Origin of the sequence: Hathewaya limosa (assembly GCF_030815255.1) — a bacterium.
GTDB classification, from domain to species: Bacteria; Bacillota; Clostridia; order Clostridiales; family Clostridiaceae; genus Hathewaya; species Hathewaya limosa.
In genome coordinates, this window is the sequence record NZ_JAUSWN010000022.1 from 19,322 (window position 1) to 40,402 (window position 21,081).

The window sequence follows — 21,081 nt, forward strand, 5'->3', positions numbered from 1 at the left end:
CATCAATTCTATAAATATTAAAATTAAATAAGATGACCTTTATTTAACACAAAAGTCATCTTAGTAAATTTTAATATTTATTGTTTTAATGAACTGTCCCTTTATTTAATCATAATTTTGATAATCATCTATTCCATCATCTATTTCTTTATCTCTTTCCGTTTTCTTTCCATCTCCTGAATAATTTTCACCATATCCACAAAATAAACTATCGCTTCCATATAACTTATACATTTTTTTTGTATTATCACTCTCTAAGTCACTAGTACCTTTATTTTTCTTGTTACTTCTCTTTGTTATACTTCCCAATATAAACCCTGCAAATATTAGGGATCCCCCTAGTAAAAACTTTTTACCTTTTCCCATAATATCACTCCTCACATTTTATATAGCAAAATATTCCTTAAATATAATCTTAGCACTAAAAATCTATAGTGTAAATCAATATAACATTTATTTATTTTTTAACAACTATCTTTATTTATTGGAATATTTTCGTTCAAAATTGTCAATAGTTTATAATAATTATTATATTGAAACGAGGGAGTAACAATGCCACGTTGTGCAAGAAAAAAATCATTAAATTCCATTTTTCATGTTATGGTTAGAAGTATAAGTGATATAAATTTATTCAAAAACAATAAAGATAGGGAAAAATTTTTAATGATTCTAAAAAAATATCAAATTCAATTTAATTTTAAAATATATGCTTATTGCTTGATGAGTACCCATGGACATTTCATTATTGATTCTAATGGTGCTGATATAAGCAAATTTATGCATGGAATTAATCAGAGTTATGCTCAATATTACAATAAAATCTATAATAGACATGGTCATGTGTTTCAAGATCGCTTTAAAAGTTTAATAGTAAATAATGATAAATATTTACTAACTTTATCCGCTTATATACATAAAAATCCTAAAGATATACTAACCTACAAAAATAATATTCAAAATTATAGATTTTCTAGTTTAGGTATTTATCTAGGTATACGAAAGGATAACCTAGATATATTAGATGCAAATTTTATAATGCAACAGTTAAGTCCGGATATAATTAAAGCTAGAGTTCGTTACATTAATATCTTAAAACTTCCAGATAACATTTCTATTAAAGAAAATATAAATTTCTCCCATGAAAAAAGTGAATATAGAAGTGAACTTTATTTAAAATCATCTACCATATCTCCTACAACTATAATTAACATAGTATCAAGTCACCTAAAAACAACACCTAAAGAATTTTTAATAAAAAATAATAAAACTCATACGAATACAAAAGCTATTTGTGTATTTTTAATACGAAGATTTTGCAATTTTACATGTAAGGACATATGTAAATATATAGGCAACTTAACCCAAGCTCGTGTATCAACACTCTGTTCTGTTGGAATAAAATTAATAAACGATGATCAATATAAATCTATAATTAGTCATTGTAAAAATTTATAGTCCTTTATTAATTAAACCGTAAACCGGGACGGTTCATATTTTAATTAAATATATACCTTCTAGATTAAATATAAAATTATATTTAACTAAGTTTATAAATTTAAAATTTTAATGAACCGTCCCCAATATTTATATATTTATATTATTTTTTTATTTTTTAAAAACTTATCTATATAAATTTTTAAAACTGCCATTATTGGAACTGCCAATACCATTCCTATTGGACCATATAATCCTCCACCTAGTGTAACTGCAAATATTACTAAGAATGGACTTAATCCTACTTTGCCACCTATAAGTTTAGGATCTAGATACCATGCATCAAATTGTTGTAACAAAAACAAAAATATTAAAACTACAAGTGCTTTTACTGGACTAAAGAAAATATTTATTAGAAATCCTACCATCATCCCTATAAAAGGTCCAAAGTAAGGTATCATATTAGTTATACCAACAATCAGTGCTATTAAAACGCTGTATGGAGATTTAATTATAGCTAATCCTATAGATGCTAACACTCCTATTATTAATGAATCTACAGCCTTTATCCCTATATAAGTACCTATCATATTATTTAGATTTTTACACAACCCTATGATTAGCTTTCCTTTTTTTTGCTTGAATATGGCAAAAGTCATATTTTTAGTTATTTCTTTAAATCTCTCTTTATCAAATAAGATATAAATAGATATCAAAAATCCGAAAATCCATTTAATAAATGAACTTGTAAAAGAAACCATTCCATTTAAAAAGGAATTTAGAGCAGTCATTGAAAAATCACTAAATTTAGAAATTATAACTTGAGGATTAAATGCTGCAAACTGTGATTTAACTATTTCATGAATATGTTTGTTATTAAGAAATTTATCAACCCATTCTTGAGCTTCATTTGCAAAATACGGTACATTTCTCGCAAAATCTGTAAGATTGTTTACGACTTTAGGAAGTAAATAAACTACTAAAATAATCATTACTCCTATAATCATCAAATATGTACATAGTATACTAACGGCTCGCTTCATGTGAAATTTTCTTTCAAAAAATTTCATGATAGGATTCAAAATATATGCAATAATAGCCGCATATATAAATGGACTTACTATAGTATATAAACCTCCTAATCCACTTAAAATAGCGCCTGAATTATCTAATATTTTCATAAATATATATGATATTATCACAACACAAAATAAAGCAATTGCAGCTGGTAATATTATATCCATATGTTTTCGATCTTTAAATTTATTTAAGTTCATCTCTTCATCCTTTCATCTTTTCCTTTAATTTTAATATACATGTTTTTTACATTATTATCTTAAGATTATATCATATAATAACACTCAATTTTTTAAAAATATACTTTGTAAAAAAATTCAACAAATATTTTATACTTCTCTAAATCTATTTAATACATCATTATATAGTTATCAACTATTACACCTACAACTTAACAAATAACTTCTATTCTAAAGGGACGGTTCATAAATATTATTTTAAAACTAAAAAATAACATTTATGAACCGTCCCTTTTTTATTTTACTTTATTAACTATATTATTTAGTCTGGCATTAATATAAATCTTAGTATAAATAATATTGCAAATACATAAAGAATTTTATGTACCTGTTTGCCTTTTCCTGTTGCTAACTTCATTACAGGATAAAATATCATTCCTGCTGCTATTCCATTAGCAATAGAATATGTAAAAGGCATCATAGCTATTGTAAAAAATGCTGGTACTGCCTCTGTAAAATCTGAGAAATCTATTTTTGTTACACATCTCATCATTAGCACTCCAACTATTACCAATGCTGGTGATGTAGCACTTTGTGGAACTATTCCTATTAATCCGCTGAAAAATAATGATATTAAAAGTAAGATACTAACTACTACATTAGAAAGTCCTGTTCTTGCTCCAGCAGCCATACCTGCCGATGATTCTACAACTGTTGCTAAGGTTGTTGTACCCAACATAGCTCCACAAGTTGTAGCTATTGCATCTGATGCAAGTGCCTTTCTAAGTCCTTTAAGCTCACCTTCTTCATTTATCATACCAGCACTTTGAGCTGTTCCAACCAATGTTCCTATAGTATCAAATAAATCTACTAAGCTTAAAGTTATAACTACCATAAATATAGTAATTATAGCTTGGACAATTCCACCTCCATTACTAGTTAATAATCCCTTCATATCCATAGCAAAAAAGGTTTCTCCAAAATGAGGAAGAGTAAACATTTTTGCTCCTTTTAAACTAGTAACTCCCATAGGTATTCCAATTACTGTAGTTATTATAATTCCTAATAACATACCACCTTTAACATTTCTTGCTACTAAAATAGCCATTATCATTAAACCTATTATCGTTAAAATTACAGTTTTATCCATAAAATTCCCAAAGGCAACTAATGTAGCTTGATTTGCTACTACAATTCCACCACTTTTTAAGCCAATTAACGCTACAAACAATCCTATTCCAGCTGTAATAGCATATTTAAGGTTCTGTGGAATTGCATATACAATCTTCTCTCTAATAGATGTATAAGTTATAATTACAAATAAAATTCCTGAAATAAATACTGCTGCTAATCCTTGTTGCCATGTAAATCCAAGTTTTAAACAGATGTTATAAGAAAAGAAAGCTACTAATCCTAATCCTGGTGCTAATACATATGGCAAATTAGCATAAAAAGCCATAATTAACGTACCTAATGCTGATGCAACACAAACTGATGCAAATGCAGAAGCTATAACAGGATCTGAAGCAATACTTAAAGCCGCTGCCGCATCTCCTTTAAGTCCTAATGCATTCATTCCTCCTATTTTTAAAATATTAGGAATAACAAGCAATGCATAAGCAAAAGTAATAAATATTGTTAGACCACCTATAACTTCCGTTTTTATATTTGTATTATTTTCACGTAATTTAAAAACATTTTCTAAAAGTTTTTTCATTAGTACTAACCCCTTCTACCTTTTAGTATAGTTTAATTAGCCCTAATATTGATAATATCTTGTTCATTTATGCTATAAAATAAAAACTAGCATTAATTTTAGGTAAATCAATGCTAGTTGCTATATTCAGTGCAATTATCGATTTACCCATAGCGAGAATATTTAAGGTTATCTCGTAGAAACATCTGAACCATATTATCAGAAGTATATGAGCTATTTATTAATAATTTATTAAATTAAAAATGATTATACTCTAAATTTATTTATTTGTAAACATTTTTAGGGACGGTTCATAAAGAATTTAAAAATAAATTATTTATGAACCGTCCCTAAACTTATTTAATTATTTAACTGTCTCCTTTAAAAGGCTCTCTTATAAATCTCTAATATATCGTCCTTCGTTAATGGAGGATAAGTTCCTACTGTTTTTGTTCCTGCCCTCATTTCCATATTGTTACAACAAGTATTAGCCATTTCCTCTAACTTTTCTCTTTTAATGCCAACCTCACTTAAATGCATAGGAATGCCTAAACTTTTTATAAAATTCTTTGTTAACCTTATAGCTTCATTTGCTACTTCATATAAATCTTTTTTCCTATCTAACCCCCAAACATTTATTCCATAATTAGCGATATCTTCTACTGTATCTTCATTTAACATATATTCCATCCAAACTGGTGTTAATATTCCAAGCCCTACTCCATGAGTTATATCATAAAAAGCACTTAATTCATGTTCCATTGCATGTACTGACCAATTTGTATCTTTTCCATAGCCCAACAACCCATTTATTGCTAAACTTGAAGCCCACATTAAATTAGCTCTAGCCTCATAATCTTTTGGATTTTCCATGGCTACAGATCCATATTTAAATACTGTTCTTAATAACCCCTCAGCCAAACAATTTTGAACAAACGCACTTTTAGTTGGAGTAAAATATACCTCAAAAATATGGCTCATTATATCTATAGTACCTGCCGCAATTTGTGATTTAGGCACTGTATAAGTATATACTGGATCCAGAATTGAAAATTTTGGAGCCATACTATCATGACTATTAGAGAGTTTTTGATTAGTTTCTAAATTAGTTATAACTCCCCCCTTATCCATTTCTGAACCTGTAGCCGCAAGTGTAAGAATAGTTCCTAAAGGTGTAGCATTGACTATTTTTCCTTTACGTATTAATAGATCCCATGGATCTCCATCATAATAATTTCCTGCTGCTATAAATTTACTACAATCTATAACACTTCCTCCACCAACTGCAAGAATAAAATTTAAATTATGTTCTTTACATAATCTTACTCCTTCTCTTACTGTAGTTATACGTGGATTAGGATCTACACCTGCAAGTTCTATAAACCCTATACCTTGTTCATTTAATATTTTAATAATTTCATCATATAATCCAGTTTTTTTAATACTTCCCCCACCATAAACTAATAAAACCTTATTACCATACTTTCTTATTTCATCACCTAATACTTTAATTTGACCTTTACCAAAGAAAATCTCTGTTGGTATATTATAATGAAAGTTTAACATCTAAACTCCTCCTTAATCTTATACGATTAACATAAATTATGTACTAGTATATTAAAATAATTATATTTTATAATATACCTTATTTAAATGTTTATTTTTTAAAATTATAAATATTAATCTTTTTTTCATATTTTCAACATAAGATATTTTATATATTAAATGTTTTATTAAACATAAACTTTAAATTTATATCTAACCAAGAAACTCAATGCTTTTTATTCTTCATAAACTTTATGCAAAATTATTCCTTGTTCAAATCCTCCTCTTGATTCTCTTTTTTCTAATCTCTTTTTTAATATTTCTTCTTCTGAATATCCTAATTCCTTACCTAATGCAAATATTACTTCCATTACATCTGCTAATTCTTCTAAGTTCTTATCTTCTAAAAACTCTTTAACTTCCTCATTAAGCTTTTTTTCTAGATATTCCTTTTTTTCTTCCCCTTCAACTAAACTTACCAAACAGTTCTTCCTAGATTCCTTTATAATTTTAGGTATTCTATCCCTAACTAGCTTATTATATATTCTCATCCTAATCACTCCTATAAATATGTAGTTCCTTATATTAGTTTTATTTATATTAATCTTCTCATTAGTAACTCTATTATCTTTTTATAAACCTTGTAATCTATATAATAAAATTAACTTAAAATTCTCCTATATATATTTATTTCATACACTATAATCAAGTCTCTTCATGCTTTACAAAAATATAAGATCTTTATAATCCCTACGATATAATATAAACTGTAAATTTATAAATTATTATCTCATTTTTTATGATATAACTATATAATACTTATTCTAGGTCTTTATTCTCTATTAGCATACAATATTATAGTCGCAAAATAGAAACACATCTTTATTATCTTATCTTTTTCTTAATAATAAAAAATAAATTGTACTCTACATATAAAATTCTCTAAAATAATTTCAAATTTACGTTGTTTATTCAAATAACCGTATGACTCACTAATTAAATGTTTTATATTTTAATAGTTTAAGCAATAGTCATATTAACTTAATTTATGAACCGTCCCTAATTATTTAACTTTTGTTTTCTTAGCTTCCAATCAGGCATATAAAAACTTACATAATTCCAAAACTCTTTACTATGGTTAGGATGTTTTAAATGTGCTAATTCATGAAGAACAACATATTCTATTGAAGATATTGGTTTTTCTATTAATTGTAGATTAAAATTTATATATTTTTTTACTGGATTACAACTTCCCCACCTTGTCTTCATGCCTCTTATCTTTATACTGGCATATGTTTCATTTAATTTATTAGCATATTTATCCGTTAATTCCTTCAATATTATTTTAACCTTTTCTATGTAAAACTTATGTAGTAACTCCTTTTTTCTTTCTAAGTCTTGTTTATCCTTCACATAAAGCTTAATCACCTTATTCTCTATATCCAAACTTACAAACTCCTTTTTACTGCTAATAACTTGTAACTTATAATATTCTCCTAAATATTTGTGATTTTCTCCCTCTATATAACTTTTTTTTATATCATTTTTATAATTATCTTTAAAAAATTCCATCTTTTTTTTAATCCACTTTTCCTTACTTTTTAAAAATTTATTTATAAACTCATCTGATGTATTTAATGGAACAGTTAAATGAACCGTACCCTGACTTTTTACTTTTAAAGTTATATTTTTAACTTTTTTTCTTTTTATATCTATCTCCATAGACATATACCTCTCCTTTATAAATACATTAAGCCGTTTAAAATCTTTACTTCATGCTTTTTCTTATATTGCTGATTTTATTTATATTATATATTCTTTTAAAAAACTTTTTTATGTTATGAAAAAATTATCTATAAACCACCTTAAGTTCTTAAAATCCCTATTACTTCTACTTAATACGTTACTGCATAAACATTTTTATATTGGTAAAGGCCATTATAAAATCCCCTAATGCATTTTATAATCTTGAAAATATTTTAAAAATTATGAAATTACTATATAATATTAATAATATCATAAATATATTTGCTAAAATACATAAGAATTTAAAGGAGATATAAACAATGCTTAAACTTTTTAAATCTAAACAATCACCGGAAACTGAAAAAATAGAATTTAAAGAAATAGATATACCTTCAACTAATCCATCTTCAGCACTTCTCAAACATAATCATAATATAGCTCTTGAGAAATTAGGGACTAATTTAGATCATACCGATTTTTCTTTGTTAAACCTAAAAGAAGCTACTGAACGAGTCTTTGATAGTATGACGGAACAATTAAAATGTATAGATAATGTGTCCGAGGAACTAACTGTATATTCATCATTATCACAAGAAGTATTTTCAAATACAGAAGAATCCAAACAAATATCAGAAAACACAGTAAATACAGCCGTTAAAGGTTCAGATGCAATGAATAATTCTTTAACCGCCATACAAGAAATAGAAAACTCTGTTATAAGCACTAAGCATATAATTACTAACTTAACTGAGAAATCAAAAGAAGTATATTCACTTATAGATATAATTAAAGCAATTTCTAAACAAACCAACTTATTATCTCTCAACGCTTCTATAGAGGCTGCACGAGCTGGTGAATTTGGCAAAGGTTTCTCTGTTGTAGCAGGTGAAATAAAAAAGCTTGCTCAAACTAGTGATGATTCTGCTGAACAAATAGCTAGGACTATAAAAGATATGGAAGACAGTATTCTTGAAAGTGCAAAAGCTATGGATATATGTATATCAAAAGTAGAAGAAGGAACGGAGGTCTCTAAAAATACAAAAATCGTCTTCAACAATATTATTTCAGCTATTGAATCCAACAAAAAAACCTCTGATCAAATTAATTTAGCCATTACAGAACAAGTTCAATCTTTAGATAATATACTATCTTCTATAGAAAATTTAAAAACCATTTCTACTAAAGTTTCCACCTTAGTAGAATGGTTAGAATTAAACACTAATTATACAGAAGCCTCTCTTGATTCTTTAGAATTGGTATTTAATAATCTAAAATCATCATCAGAAAAATTACTAAAAACATTAGAAGATACAAAGGGTAATTTAACTTCTTTAAATATATTTTTGCCTGGTCAAGTAGCCTCTATAGACCCAATTAAAGGTCTAGATCAAATTAGTTATGAAGTAGTTTCTTGTTTACATAATGGTTTACTTTGTATAAATTCTAAAGGTGATATTTTACCTGGAGTTGCTAAAAGTTGGTCCTTAGAAAATGATGGTGTTACTTGGATATTTAACATAAGAAAAAATATAAAATTTCATAACATGAAGGAAATTACAGCTGAAGATGTAAAATTCTCTTTAGAAAGATTGTTAGATCCTAAAAATTCTTCTGGTAACTCATACTTTTTATCTGAGATTGTAGGAGCAAAAGAATTTCAAAACAATGAATGTACTAGTGTTAAAGGAATAAAAATTATAAATTCATATTGTATTTCAATAGAACTAGTTTCTCCTTATAGTAGTATATTATATAATTTAGCTAATTGTTGTTGTGCAGTTATATGTAAACAAGCTTATCTGAACAATAATCAAATTGTAGGATGTGGTCCTTTTATATTTGACCCTACAAATGATTCTAAATTAAATATACAATTAAAAGCTTTCTATGATTATTATGGCGGTTCCCCATATGTTGATAAACTTAATTTTAAATATAATAAAGATTCTATTGTAGAAAGTTTTGAAAAAGGAGATTTAGATATACTAAAAACAGATAATCCAACACTTTATAAAAAGTTAATTAAATCTCAGAATATTAATATAAACATAAGTCCTGTTCTAAATCTTTGGTATGGTGGTTTTACATTTGATTCATCTAAGCCTTGGTGTACTAATTCAGAAATCAGAAACGCTTTCAACTATGCTATTGATAGAAATAAAATTATAAATGAATTATTTAATGGATTAGGCTCTCCAGCTAAAGGTCCATTCCCTGAGGGATTAATAAAATCTAACTTAAAAACCATACCTTGTGATAAAAATTATAGTAAACAAATAATAAGAAAATATAACTTAAATAATAAAGAGTTTAAAATTGCATATTTTTCTTACTTTAAATCCTTAGCAGAATTTATTCAACAAGATCTAAGAGATATTGGTCTAAATGCAAAAATTTATGAAGAAGATTACCATAATTACTTTGATAAACATACACTTACTGAAAAATATGATTTATTTTTATTTAGTTGGACCGCTGATTCATTAAATGTAGATATTTACATAGAAGCATTGTTTCATTCACATTCACAATATAATCTTGGAAATTATTCAAATACCACTGTAGATAAACTTTTATCTCAAGGTAAGGAATTCTTAAATCCTAAAGCTAAAAACTTACAATATCTAAAAATACAAGAACTTCTTATGGATGATTCTCCATGGTTATATTTATTTAGTTCTAATTTGGCATATATGTACAAGGATACTCTATCAGGAGTTTCTGTAAATCCATTGGGTGGAATATCCTATGAAAATGTTATGTTTAATAGTTAATTTTTTTATCCTTTTTATATTCTAAACATAAAAAACTATGAAATCAGTTTTTCTAATTTCATAGTTTTTTTATTATATTACTCTAATTGATTTTTATCATTTTCTTCTTTTTCCTTATCTCTTTCTTCATCTCTTTTAACTTTTTCTAAATAATTAGTTTGATTTACTATGTTATTTTCAAAATTTTGAACGGCATTTTTTGTAAATGTACCAATTTTAGCAACTTTTTTTGGATTTACATGCAAGTCATTACTCATTTTTCTATCTCCCTTATTTTTTATTCTAAAAAAATTTTTATTTTGTATAGATACAAACACAATTTTCTATTTTAAAACTTCCTACATATTTATTTTTAATATCTTTTTATATTTTAATCTATACTTAAAATATTTATACCGTTATTACGTTCTGAATTTCTTCATATCTTTACATCTTGTGCCGAATAAACAAATAAACTTAATAAAAATCTCAAAAAAAACATATGAACTCTTTATATATAAAATGAATATCATGTTAGTATCCGTAATTAAATAAAAGCAAAGGAGTGCTGTTATGTTAGAAGTATTGTTGCTAGTTTCAGCCCTATCCTTGGATGCTTTTGTAGCAAGTATTGCTTATGGAACAAATAAAATAAAGATTCCATTTTCATCTTTAACTGTAATCAATCTAGTATGTTCTGCATTTCTTGCTATATCATTATTCTTAGGCTCTATATTAAAAAAATTTATACCTGATAGAGCTACATTGATAATAAGTTTTGTAATCTTATTCTTACTAGGAATATATTATTTATTTGAAAGTCTTATAAAAACTTATTTACGGAAACATACTAATGCAAATAAAAAAGTTACCGTAAAAGTATCTGATATACAATTCGTATTGGATATATATTTAGATGAAACTAAAGCAGACATAAATAAATCAAAAATTCTTAGTTATAAAGAAGCTTTTTATCTAGCAGTAGCCTTATCCCTAGATTCACTAGCTGTAGGATTCGCAGGAAGTTTAGGTGATATAAACTACTTACTAGTAGTGCTTTGCTCTTTTATCTGTGGTATATTAGCTATACTGCTAGGTACATTTATAGGTAGAAAGCTCGTAGAAAAAACAAACATTAACTTATCTTGGTTATCAGGTGTACTATTAATAGCCTTGGCATTTAAGCGATTATTCTAAAAATATATATTATAAAATAACAAAGCTGTCATACAACAGAAATAAAATTTCTATTGCAAGACAGCTTTTTTGAAATTCATATAATTATTTTAAAGTACTAATATTTTTTTTATTTCTCTCTTTTTCTGCTAACTTAGGCATTATTAATCCTAATCCTATTAATATAAAAGGTGTTAATATATTTAATGCTAACTGGAAAGCGTTATCTGACCACATACCACCTATACAAGCAAAAGCCGTAAATACAAAACACCAAATGCCCATTATAATACCTAATTTATTATTTTTTGTAAAACGGTATTCTGCCAAAAACTTATCCCCAGCCTTCTTTAACGCAATATATGCAACAAATACCCATAAATAACGTAATGGCATACATACTGCATTTAATTTAACCAACCACCTTACCATGGAATCCACACTACCTATTCCAAAGGCTGGAATTATTATTAATATGGAAACAATTATTCCTATTAATTTATGTCCATTAGTAAAAGCTCCATATTTATTTTTTACAAATAACTTTTCAGGTATATATTCCTTATCAGTACTTTCAAGTAAAATACGTAAAGGTGCATCAATAGATAATATTAAAGTTGCAACTTGTCCAATTAAATTTGTTATAGCATAAATTATAACAAAAGTATTTCCTACATGATAATAATTACCTAACTTTTGAAATGCATAATAGGCACCATTAGTTAATAAATCTTTTGGAACATTATTAGAATCAAACATCATACCTAAAGATATAGTTCCTAAAATAGCACAAATAGCTACCATAATAGCAAGTGTAATCATTCCCTTAGGAAAACCTTTTTCAGGATCTTTCATTTTATTTACATAAGGTGAAATCTTTTCACATCCACCAACTGCAAATACCAATATAGCTAAGCTTGTAAAATATTTAAGATCAAAAGTTGGTAAAAACGTTTTAGTTGACCAATCAATATTTATTAATTTAGCATCTGTAATAGACGGTGCAGCTATCATGAGTAAAATGAATAGTATAGACATGATAAACATTGATGTTCCAGCAATAGTTGTTATCTTCTTTAAAATATTAACTCCTCTTAAAGAAATCAATAATCCTATTATAAATATAACTAAACACATAGATTGTAAAATTAATGGATTTATTTTACTTACAGTATTATCTTGAAATATAGCCCAACATCCAGCAATAATTGTTCCTTGAGGTTTCTGAGAAATATATGGCATATGAACAACCCAATAAGTCCAACCTGCATAATATGCAACTTTAGGGCCAATAGTTTCATGAACCCATGAACTTACTCCTCCTCCTAATTCCTTAAATGAAGAACCAAGTTCTCCTACCATTAGTGCATATGGTACAAAATAAATTGCAAAAATAATAACCCATGATACAATGGCTTTTAATCCACCAAATTCTGAAAATCCATTAACTACATTACCAAATCCCCATACAGCAGAAAATGCCATAAACGCTAAGCTGTACCATAAAATATTGCGCGACTCCTTGTTTTCAGACATTAAAATTTACCTCCATAAACATTATATATATTTTATTGCGTATACATTTTATTGTGTGCATAGTAATTTTAATGCAAACATAACGTGAAATCAACATTTTACAACATTTTTTTTAATAATTTAACTTCGTTTTATTATGTCAATATTATAAATTTTAAATTTATTAAAGCTTAATTAAAATAAATATCTCCTAATTTATATTACATAACAAAAACACTTTTTAATATCTACCTGGTCTTTCTTCTCTTTTAGCTATATAAATCCCTATAACAAAATAAGCAATACTACATAATATGATTTTGTTTGCTTAACTCTATATAATTTTTTAAATATACTAACTCCTTATTTTTCTCCTTTAATTCTATATTTTCTTTTAAAATAAATTTTTGAAAATCTATATAAATCTCATAAAAAACATATATCATAAAAAATAAGACAATGAACTTTATACAAAGTTATATTTAAAAGGAAAAAAATAATTATCTTCCTTGGAATTCCATCTGCATATAAAAAACTTATACATATAAAACTTAAAATTAAAACCTTCATTAAAAGATTATATTTTTCCAGAGTTATCACTAACTTATCCACAATTTCACACCCTTTTTTCTCTAAAAGAACTAGAATTGTTTATTATTTCATGACTCTTGTTTATATTTACTTATATATTTCTATCATAATAAAGCTTCGTCAATACACTAAAAAAGATCTTAAAGTTATTCTTATTTCTTAACTTTAAGATCTTTATACTTTTTCATATTATTAAATCCATATATTCTATAGATTTATTTCATCATACCTACTATCATTCCTGATACATATGGAATTAACCATATAATCCACACTACTATACTAAATTTATGAAATGTTTCTTTAGATCTTCTATTGTTTTTTAATAAAACCATTGTAGCCCATATTGCATGGAATAACATAAGTAATATTGCTAAAAGTCCAGTTATACCATGAATATTAAATTCAAACATACTTCCTGCAATTTTTCCCATGAAACTTGTTCCTAAAGTATCACATATCAAACCGCCCCAAAAAATTATTACATGCCAATTTTTTAAAACGCCTTGTTTTTTTTCTCCAAAAACACCTATTGTATAAAATATAAGTGCTGCTGTAATAAAAGTTATTGCCTTTGCTAATAACATTTTTAAATCACCTCTTTTATTTTTTTCTTATGTAAAAACCTTATTTTTCTTATTTCTTATCTAAAGATTCTTCTATTATTCCTACCAACGAAATTAATTGTTTTTCTATGCCCTCTAAACGTTCCTCTTCTATCCCCTTAAAAATATTTTTAAAACAGTTGTTCATAATTTCTTTTATCTGTAATGCCATTTTAAAACCCTCTGCCGAAAACTTAACATAAACCATTCTTTTATCTTCTTCACTTCTAACTCTTTCAATAATATCCATGTTTTCTAACCTATCTAATATCCCCGACATAGTTGCCTTAGTAACACTCATTCTTTCACTTAATTCTGTAACTGTTAACTCTTTATGATGGGCTATTAATTTAATTACAGTTATTTGTGGTACTGTAAGTCCTGTAGTTTTTAATTCTTCCATAATTTTTTGATTCATTTTGGAATTAATATCTCTTATAAGCATTGCTATAGTAAATTCTAAAGAACCTTTCATATTCTCTTCCCCCGATTATAATCTAAGTTAAGTTAGTATACTAATCATTAGCATGCTAACTATTTATTAATAGTATTACTTTTTTTATCACTAGTCAATATATAACTTTTTACTATTATTCATTATTATGTAATATTTTTAATAAAAAAGTACACTATTAACTTATTATTAATAGTGCACCTTCTCTAAATTTCTTTTATATTTATCTTAATAACATATTTGTATAACCTTATAATCTAACTTTTATTTTCAAATTATTCACTGCCAAAATTATTTTAACTTAAATATTTTCACTTGATGCATAACCTCATTAGTTAATCCGCTAAGTTTTCGTGATGTTTCCGATACCTGTTCTGCCGTAGCATTCATTTCTTCTGCAGATGCTGATATTTCTTCTGTTGATGCCGATACTTGCTGTGCTGATGCCGATACACTTTCTATACTAGAAACAACTTCTTCATTCTTTGAATTTATTTTCTCAACGGTTTGTTCTAAATTATCTATCATTGGGACTATTTCCCCAACAGATGTTATTATTGCTTCAAAAGAATCTAAACTTTTTTCTATAACTATACCTTGATTATTTAATTCTTTATCTAAATTATTAGATGTAGTTAGAATATTATTAGTTTCTTGTACTATGTTCTTAATTAATACATTTATATTATCTGCTGATTCTTTTGTCTGTTCTGAAAGCTTTCTAACTTCACCAGCTACAACCGCAAATCCTTTTCCTGCTTCTCCTGCCCTAGCTGCTTCTATAGCTGCATTTAATGCAAGTAAATTAGTTTGTCCAGATATTGAATTTATCAGACTTGTAATCTCTTCTATCTTATTAATCTGATTATCTAAATTTTTAACCTTATTTAAGAATGATCCAAAAACATTTTTGATTTTTTCTACTGTTTTTGCTAACTCCATCATATCAACATTACTCTCATTGGCAAAATCATCTATGTTCTTAGATTTATTACTTATTTCGTTTAAAAATTTATTCATTTCTGTTAATTGTTTTTTAGCTTCTTCTGTTATAAAACTTACACTACTTAATTCTTCAGCTTGATTTATAACACTCTTTGCTACTTCTTGTATTGTACTAGCAACCTCCGTAGATGCTTGTGCCATTTGTATAGATGCTTTAGATAGATCCTCTGTTCCATCTTGTACTGAGTTAAATCCTTTTTTTACATCTATGAGCATATTGCTTACTTTACCTCTCATGGTTTCAGTAGATATTGCCATTTCACCAATCTCATCTTTAATTTTTAAATTTTTCTCATCTATTTGCTTTGAAAAATCTCCTGTTCCTATTATCTTAATACTTTCAGCTAAAGATATAATAGGCTTAGAAATTTTCTTTCCTAAAATTCCGGCTACAAAAACACATATTATCATAAAAATTATTCCTAAAACAGCATTGATACTACCTATTTTGTTAGCACTTTTTAATAATTCATTATTATTTATAAAGAAAATATAATTCCAATTTAAATCTTTATTGCTAGATTTTTGACAACTTACAATATAGTTTTCTCCATCACGAAATTTAATTTTCTTCTCTTTTTCATTAACTGAATCAATATTTTCAATACCTTCAATATTAAGTTCCTTTACATTTTTTAATACACTTTCTTTATCCTTAGGATTAGCCAATACTGTTCCTTGGCTGTCTGTTAATATTATAAATCCTTTCTCACCTATTTTTAATTTGCTTATTATATCTGTTAATTTATGCAAACCAATATCTAGTGAACAAGAACCTTTTATTTTTCCTGAAGCATCTTTAACGGCAGATGTTATATTTACTGAAACATCTCCACTTGAAGTTCTACACGCCTTATCTACATTTACTTTATCAGGATTTTGCATGGAAAGTTTATACCAACTTCTTTTTCTAGGATCATATCCAGGTTTTCTGGACTTTGCAGGATATTGCACATATCCTCCATTTTCCTCTACCCCCACAAACATACTTCTTATATCATCATGAGCACTTAAAAAATTTTCAAAGGTTCTAAAAACTTCAGCTTCATATGAGTTATGTTTAAATGGTTCCATAGGTATTTTTTTATCACCGGTAGCACTAACATATGATGTTATTCTTTTATCTAACTTAGACATAAGTTCAGAGGTAGCAGTCATCTTTACATTTTGTTGTAACGTCCCTATATATCTACTAATTCCATTATCAATTTGAAGTATTTCTCTTTTAGCTGCTTTTAAATTATCTTTCTTTGTTTCTCCACTGACCATAAAATAAATAACAATATTTAAGAAAAATATAATACAAAATGATAACACTAAATAAGATGTAATTAATTTTTTATTTAACTTTCTATACTTCTTTTTACCACCTTTATCCAAAACAAACACTTCCTCTCCATAATTTAGTACGTTTTTTTTAAAATTTAATTTATTTATAATTTTTATTTAAGAATATTATACTACCTATTTTTGAAATTTTCATCATTTTCTTTGTTTTCTAACACTTTTATTTGGAATTTATATTACAACTATGTTTTTAATTTACATTAAAGATAATTTTTTTATTCTTTAATTTAATAAAAACGGAAAGCTTATTTCTTAATTCTATTGTTAAAAAAAAGGCAACTACATATATTGATGTAATTGCCTTTTTACTTAAATTACAATTTATTATTTTAATTTAAACACATTTACTTTATCCATAACTGCATTAGTTAATTTATTAAGCTTTTGTGATGTTTCTGATACCTGTTCTGCCGTAGCATTCATTTCTTCTGCAGATGCTGATATTTCTTCTGTTGATGCTGATACTTGCTGTGCTGATGCCGATACACTTTCTATACTAGAAACAACTTCTTCATTCTTTGAGTTTATTTTTTCAACGGTTTGTTCTAAATTATCTATCATTGGTACTATATCCCCAACAGATGTTATTATTGCTTCAAAAGAACTTAAACTCTTTTCTATAACTATACCTTGATTATTTAATTCTTTATCTAAATTATTAGATGTACTTAGAATATTAGTAGTTTCTTGTACTATGTTCTTAATTAATACATTTATATTATCTGCTGATTCCTTTGTCTGCTCTGAAAGTTTTCTAACTTCACCAGCTACAACTGCAAATCCTTTTCCTGCTTCTCCTGCCCTAGCTGCTTCTATAGCTGCATTTAATGCAAGTAAATTAGTTTGTCCAGATATTGAATTTATCAGACTTGTAATCTCTTCTATCTTATTAATCTGATTATCTAAATTTTTAACCTTATTTAAGAATGATCCAAAAACATTTTTGATTTTTTCTACTGTTTTTGCCAACTCCATCATATCAACATTACTCTCATTGGCAAAATCATCTATGTTCTTAGATTTATTACTTATTTCGTTTAAAAATTTATTCATTTCTGTTAATTGTTTTTTAGCTTCTTCTGTTATAAAACTTACACTACTTAATTCTTCAGCTTGATTTATAACACTCTTTGCTACTTCTTGTATTGTACTAGCAACCTCCGTAGATGCTTGTGCCATTTGTATAGATGCTTTAGACAGATCCTTTGTTCCATCTTGTACTGAGTTAAATCCTTTTTTTACATCTATAAGCATATCGCTTACTTTACCTCTCATGGTTTCAGTAGATATTGCCATTTCACCAATCTCATCTTTAATTTTTAAGTTTTTCTCATCTATTTCCTTCGAAAAATCTCCTGTTCCTATTATCTTAATACTTTCAGCTAAAGATACAATAGGCTTAGAAATTTTCTTTCCTAAGATTCCTGCTACAAAAACACATATTGCCATAAAAATTATTCCTAAAACAGCATTAATGCTTCCTATTTTTTTAGCACCGCTTAATAGTTCATTATTATCAATAAAAAATATATAGTTCCAATCCAATTTATTATTTTGTGATTTATGTACTCCTACAATATACTCTTTACCATCAATAAACTTTATCTTTTCTTCCTTACCTTGTAATTTATAAACCTTTTCCAATCCTTTAACATTAATATCTTTTATATTTTTTAAAACACTATTCTCATCCTTAGGATTAGCTAAAATTTTTCCATACTTATCTGTAAGTATAACAAATCCATTTTTGCCTACCTTCATTTTTTTTATTATGTCTGTTAATCCCTTTAAACTTATATCAAGACCGAAAACACCCTTAATTTTATTTGAATCATCTTGAATTGTAGATATTAGATTTATTGAAAGTTCTCCTGTAGACGTTTTTCCTGCTTTATCTATTATTACTTGTCCTGAATTTTGTAAAGCTAGTTCATACCAGCCTCGTTTTCTTGCATCATATCCCTCTTTTCTATCTTCAGCAGGACATTGAACATATCCTCCATTTTCAGCAACTCCAACAAAAACACTTTTCACATCTTCATGTGCTTTTAAAAAATTATCAAAACGTTTATATATTTCACCTTCATATGGATCTTTTTTTAATGGTTCCATAGGTATTTTTCCGTTAATACCTTTTAAATTTATATAGGAAGTAATTTTTGAATTCACACCCTTTAATAACTCTGATTGTGAAAACATTTTTATATTTTGTTCTAAAGTTTTTATATACCTATTAATCCCATTATCTATTTGAATTATTTCTCTTTTAGATGCTGAAACATAATCCTTATATGTCTCCTTACCAATCATAAAATACATAACAATATTTAAGAGAAAGATTATACAAAAAGATAATACTAAATAAGAAATTACTAATTTAGTATTTAACTTTCTAAAACCCTTTTCATTATTTTTTTTCATTATTTTTCCTCCAAGCCTAAAATTTATTACATGCCTTATTGTATTATTTTTATTTTAATGACATTATACTACATATTTTCACAATATTCATCATAAAATTATTTATATAAATATTCTACTTATTTTAATAATTATGCAAAAAATCTTTTATTCAAATTTCATAAATTTTCAAAAAATTACCTCTAAAGTATTGAAATATCTATACGATATTAAAATATAGTATTATAAAAACAAATTTTAGGAAGGATTTTTATGAATATTAGGAGTAAATTGCGCAATACATTTCCAGCCTTATATCATAGAAATTTTCAATACTTCTGGTTTGGACAATGTATATCTTTAATTGGTACTTGGATGCAAAATACTGGTCAATCTTGGCTAGTGTTAACCTTAACAAATTCCCCATTTTTATTGGGACTAGTAAATGCACTACAATTTACACCAGTTTTAATATTTTCTTTATTTTCTGGAGTTATAATAGATAGATTTTCTAAAAAGAAAATTCTTTTATTTACTCAAAGTGCCTTTGCAATTTTAGCTTTAACCTTAACTTTATTGGTATGTACGGGTAAAACCAAATACTGGCATGTGCTTATATTGGCAACATTATTAGGATGTATAAGTACTATAGATATGCCTACGAGACAATCTTTTATGATAGAACTAGTAGGAAAAGAAGATTTAATGAATGCGATTTCACTAAACTCAGTTGTATTTAATGGTGCAAAAATAATAGGCCCAGCTGTTAGCGGTATATTCATTAATTATTTTGGTATGACATTATGTTTTCTTATAAATGCCCTAAGTTTTATACCTGTTATATATGGAATAACTAAAATACAAGTTATAGAAAAAAAGCCATCAAAAAAATCTGATCTTACTATATTATCAGACATCAAAGATGGTTTAATATATATAAAAAATAAAAAAATTTTAATCAACGTGGCTTTTTTGGCTGCAGTAGTAAGTGCCTTTTTGATGAATTTTAATGTAATGATTCCACTTCTTTCTAAAGATGTTTTACAAAAAGGATCTAAGGAATATGGATTTTTAATGTCTCTTATGGGATTAGGTTCCTTTATAGGTGCTTTAGTCCAAGTAATGAAAAGTAAAAAAGGACCCAAAAAAATATTACTTTACATAAGTAGTATTAGTGGAAGTTTAATCCTTATATTAGTCGGCCTTAATAAAAACATTATATTAGATGGAATTCTTCTTTTATTAGTTGGTTTCTTCAATATTTGTTTTTGTACTACAGCAAATTCAGAAATGCAACTTAATTCTAGTGATGAATATAGAGGAAGAGTTATGAGCGTATATAGTTTGGTATTTGGAGGACTTACCCCTATTGGAAGTCTCTTCTCTGGTATACTAAGCAATAATATAGGTGTCTTGCCAACCTTTATAACTAGTGGAGTAATTACCTTAGTATTCGTTTTCTTTATAAAATATAAAAATAGAGAAAAAGAATACTTACTTAAATAGATATAAATAGAAATATATTTTGTTTTTTATTACTCTCCCAAAGTATTTCAAA

At 26.5% G+C, this 21,081-nt stretch carries 16 protein-coding genes and 1 riboswitch; of the genes, 4 read left to right on the forward strand and 12 right to left on the reverse strand.

Annotated features, from left to right (window positions below):
* Positions 1 to 105 precede the first annotated feature (105 nt).
* Entirely contained in the window at positions 106 to 366 is a 261-nt protein-coding gene (locus tag QOZ93_RS11465) for a hypothetical protein (RefSeq protein WP_111940435.1), read from the reverse strand.
* A 186-nt stretch (positions 367 to 552) separates the two neighbouring features.
* Between QOZ93_RS11465 and QOZ93_RS11470 the strand changes: the two genes are divergently transcribed.
* On the forward strand, positions 553 to 1,455 hold the full coding sequence (locus tag QOZ93_RS11470) for a transposase (RefSeq protein ID WP_307356605.1): 903 nt from the start codon (positions 553 to 555) through the stop codon (positions 1,453 to 1,455).
* Between the two features lie 137 nt (positions 1,456 to 1,592).
* Here the strand turns inward: QOZ93_RS11470 and QOZ93_RS11475 are convergent, their stop codons facing one another.
* The 5 genes from QOZ93_RS11475 to QOZ93_RS11495 all read right to left on the reverse strand — a co-directional run bounded on the left by QOZ93_RS11475 (position 1,593) and on the right by QOZ93_RS11495 (position 7,653).
* Positions 1,593 to 2,711 carry an AI-2E family transporter gene (locus QOZ93_RS11475; protein ID WP_111940429.1) on the reverse strand — a complete coding sequence of 373 codons (1,119 nt, stop codon included), beginning with the start codon at positions 2,709 to 2,711 and terminating at the stop codon, positions 1,593 to 1,595.
* A 301-nt stretch (positions 2,712 to 3,012) separates the two neighbouring features.
* Positions 3,013 to 4,407, reverse strand: a complete 1,395-nt coding sequence (locus tag QOZ93_RS11480; protein WP_307356606.1) for an NCS2 family permease — start codon at positions 4,405 to 4,407, stop codon at positions 3,013 to 3,015.
* A 130-nt stretch (positions 4,408 to 4,537) separates the two neighbouring features.
* Positions 4,538 to 4,639, reverse strand: a riboswitch (purine riboswitch).
* Positions 4,640 to 4,767: 128 nt separating this feature from the next.
* Positions 4,768 to 5,952 carry an iron-containing alcohol dehydrogenase gene (locus QOZ93_RS11485; protein ID WP_307356608.1) on the reverse strand — a complete coding sequence of 395 codons (1,185 nt, stop codon included), beginning with the start codon at positions 5,950 to 5,952 and terminating at the stop codon, positions 4,768 to 4,770.
* A gap of 215 nt (positions 5,953 to 6,167) precedes the next feature.
* Entirely contained in the window at positions 6,168 to 6,482 is a 315-nt protein-coding gene (locus tag QOZ93_RS11490; protein WP_307356610.1) for a nucleoside triphosphate pyrophosphohydrolase, read from the reverse strand.
* 508 nt (positions 6,483 to 6,990) lie between these two features.
* Positions 6,991 to 7,653 (reverse strand): M48 family metallopeptidase, encoded by a 663-nt coding sequence (locus QOZ93_RS11495; protein WP_307356612.1) that lies wholly within the window; start codon positions 7,651 to 7,653, stop codon positions 6,991 to 6,993.
* 344 nt (positions 7,654 to 7,997) lie between these two features.
* Between QOZ93_RS11495 and QOZ93_RS11500 the strand changes: the two genes are divergently transcribed.
* The gene (locus QOZ93_RS11500; protein ID WP_307356614.1) at positions 7,998 to 10,451 is read left to right on the forward strand and encodes an ABC transporter substrate-binding protein; all 2,454 of its coding nucleotides are present in this window, start codon (positions 7,998 to 8,000) and stop codon (positions 10,449 to 10,451) included.
* 77 nt (positions 10,452 to 10,528) lie between these two features.
* Here QOZ93_RS11500 and QOZ93_RS11505 read toward each other — a convergent pair whose 3' ends face one another.
* The gene (locus tag QOZ93_RS11505; RefSeq protein WP_307356616.1) at positions 10,529 to 10,708 is read right to left on the reverse strand and encodes a hypothetical protein; all 180 of its coding nucleotides are present in this window, start codon (positions 10,706 to 10,708) and stop codon (positions 10,529 to 10,531) included.
* Between the two features lie 295 nt (positions 10,709 to 11,003).
* On the opposite strand from QOZ93_RS11505, the gene ytaF reads away from it, so the two are divergent.
* The gene (ytaF, locus tag QOZ93_RS11510) at positions 11,004 to 11,627 is read left to right on the forward strand and encodes a sporulation membrane protein YtaF (RefSeq protein WP_307356618.1); all 624 of its coding nucleotides are present in this window, start codon (positions 11,004 to 11,006) and stop codon (positions 11,625 to 11,627) included.
* 84 nt (positions 11,628 to 11,711) lie between these two features.
* Here ytaF and QOZ93_RS11515 read toward each other — a convergent pair whose 3' ends face one another.
* The 5 genes from QOZ93_RS11515 to QOZ93_RS11535 all read right to left on the reverse strand — a co-directional run bounded on the left by QOZ93_RS11515 (position 11,712) and on the right by QOZ93_RS11535 (position 19,544).
* Positions 11,712 to 13,142, reverse strand: coding sequence for an APC family permease (locus tag QOZ93_RS11515; RefSeq protein ID WP_307356620.1), 1,431 nt, complete (start codon positions 13,140 to 13,142; stop codon positions 11,712 to 11,714).
* Between the two features lie 785 nt (positions 13,143 to 13,927).
* The gene (locus tag QOZ93_RS11520; RefSeq protein ID WP_307356621.1) at positions 13,928 to 14,299 is read right to left on the reverse strand and encodes an HsmA family protein; all 372 of its coding nucleotides are present in this window, start codon (positions 14,297 to 14,299) and stop codon (positions 13,928 to 13,930) included.
* A gap of 49 nt (positions 14,300 to 14,348) precedes the next feature.
* Entirely contained in the window at positions 14,349 to 14,792 is a 444-nt protein-coding gene (locus tag QOZ93_RS11525) for a MarR family winged helix-turn-helix transcriptional regulator (protein WP_111940411.1), read from the reverse strand.
* A 270-nt stretch (positions 14,793 to 15,062) separates the two neighbouring features.
* Positions 15,063 to 17,156: a methyl-accepting chemotaxis protein gene (locus QOZ93_RS11530; RefSeq protein WP_307356624.1), complete on the reverse strand. Its 2,094-nt coding sequence runs from the start codon at positions 17,154 to 17,156 to the stop codon at positions 15,063 to 15,065.
* A gap of 291 nt (positions 17,157 to 17,447) precedes the next feature.
* The gene (locus QOZ93_RS11535) at positions 17,448 to 19,544 is read right to left on the reverse strand and encodes a methyl-accepting chemotaxis protein (protein WP_307356626.1); all 2,097 of its coding nucleotides are present in this window, start codon (positions 19,542 to 19,544) and stop codon (positions 17,448 to 17,450) included.
* Positions 19,545 to 19,796: 252 nt separating this feature from the next.
* On the opposite strand from QOZ93_RS11535, the gene QOZ93_RS11540 reads away from it, so the two are divergent.
* A complete protein-coding gene (locus QOZ93_RS11540; RefSeq protein WP_307356627.1) occupies positions 19,797 to 21,029 on the forward strand; it encodes an MFS transporter in 1,233 nt (410 codons plus the stop codon).
* Positions 21,030 to 21,081 lie beyond the last annotated feature (52 nt).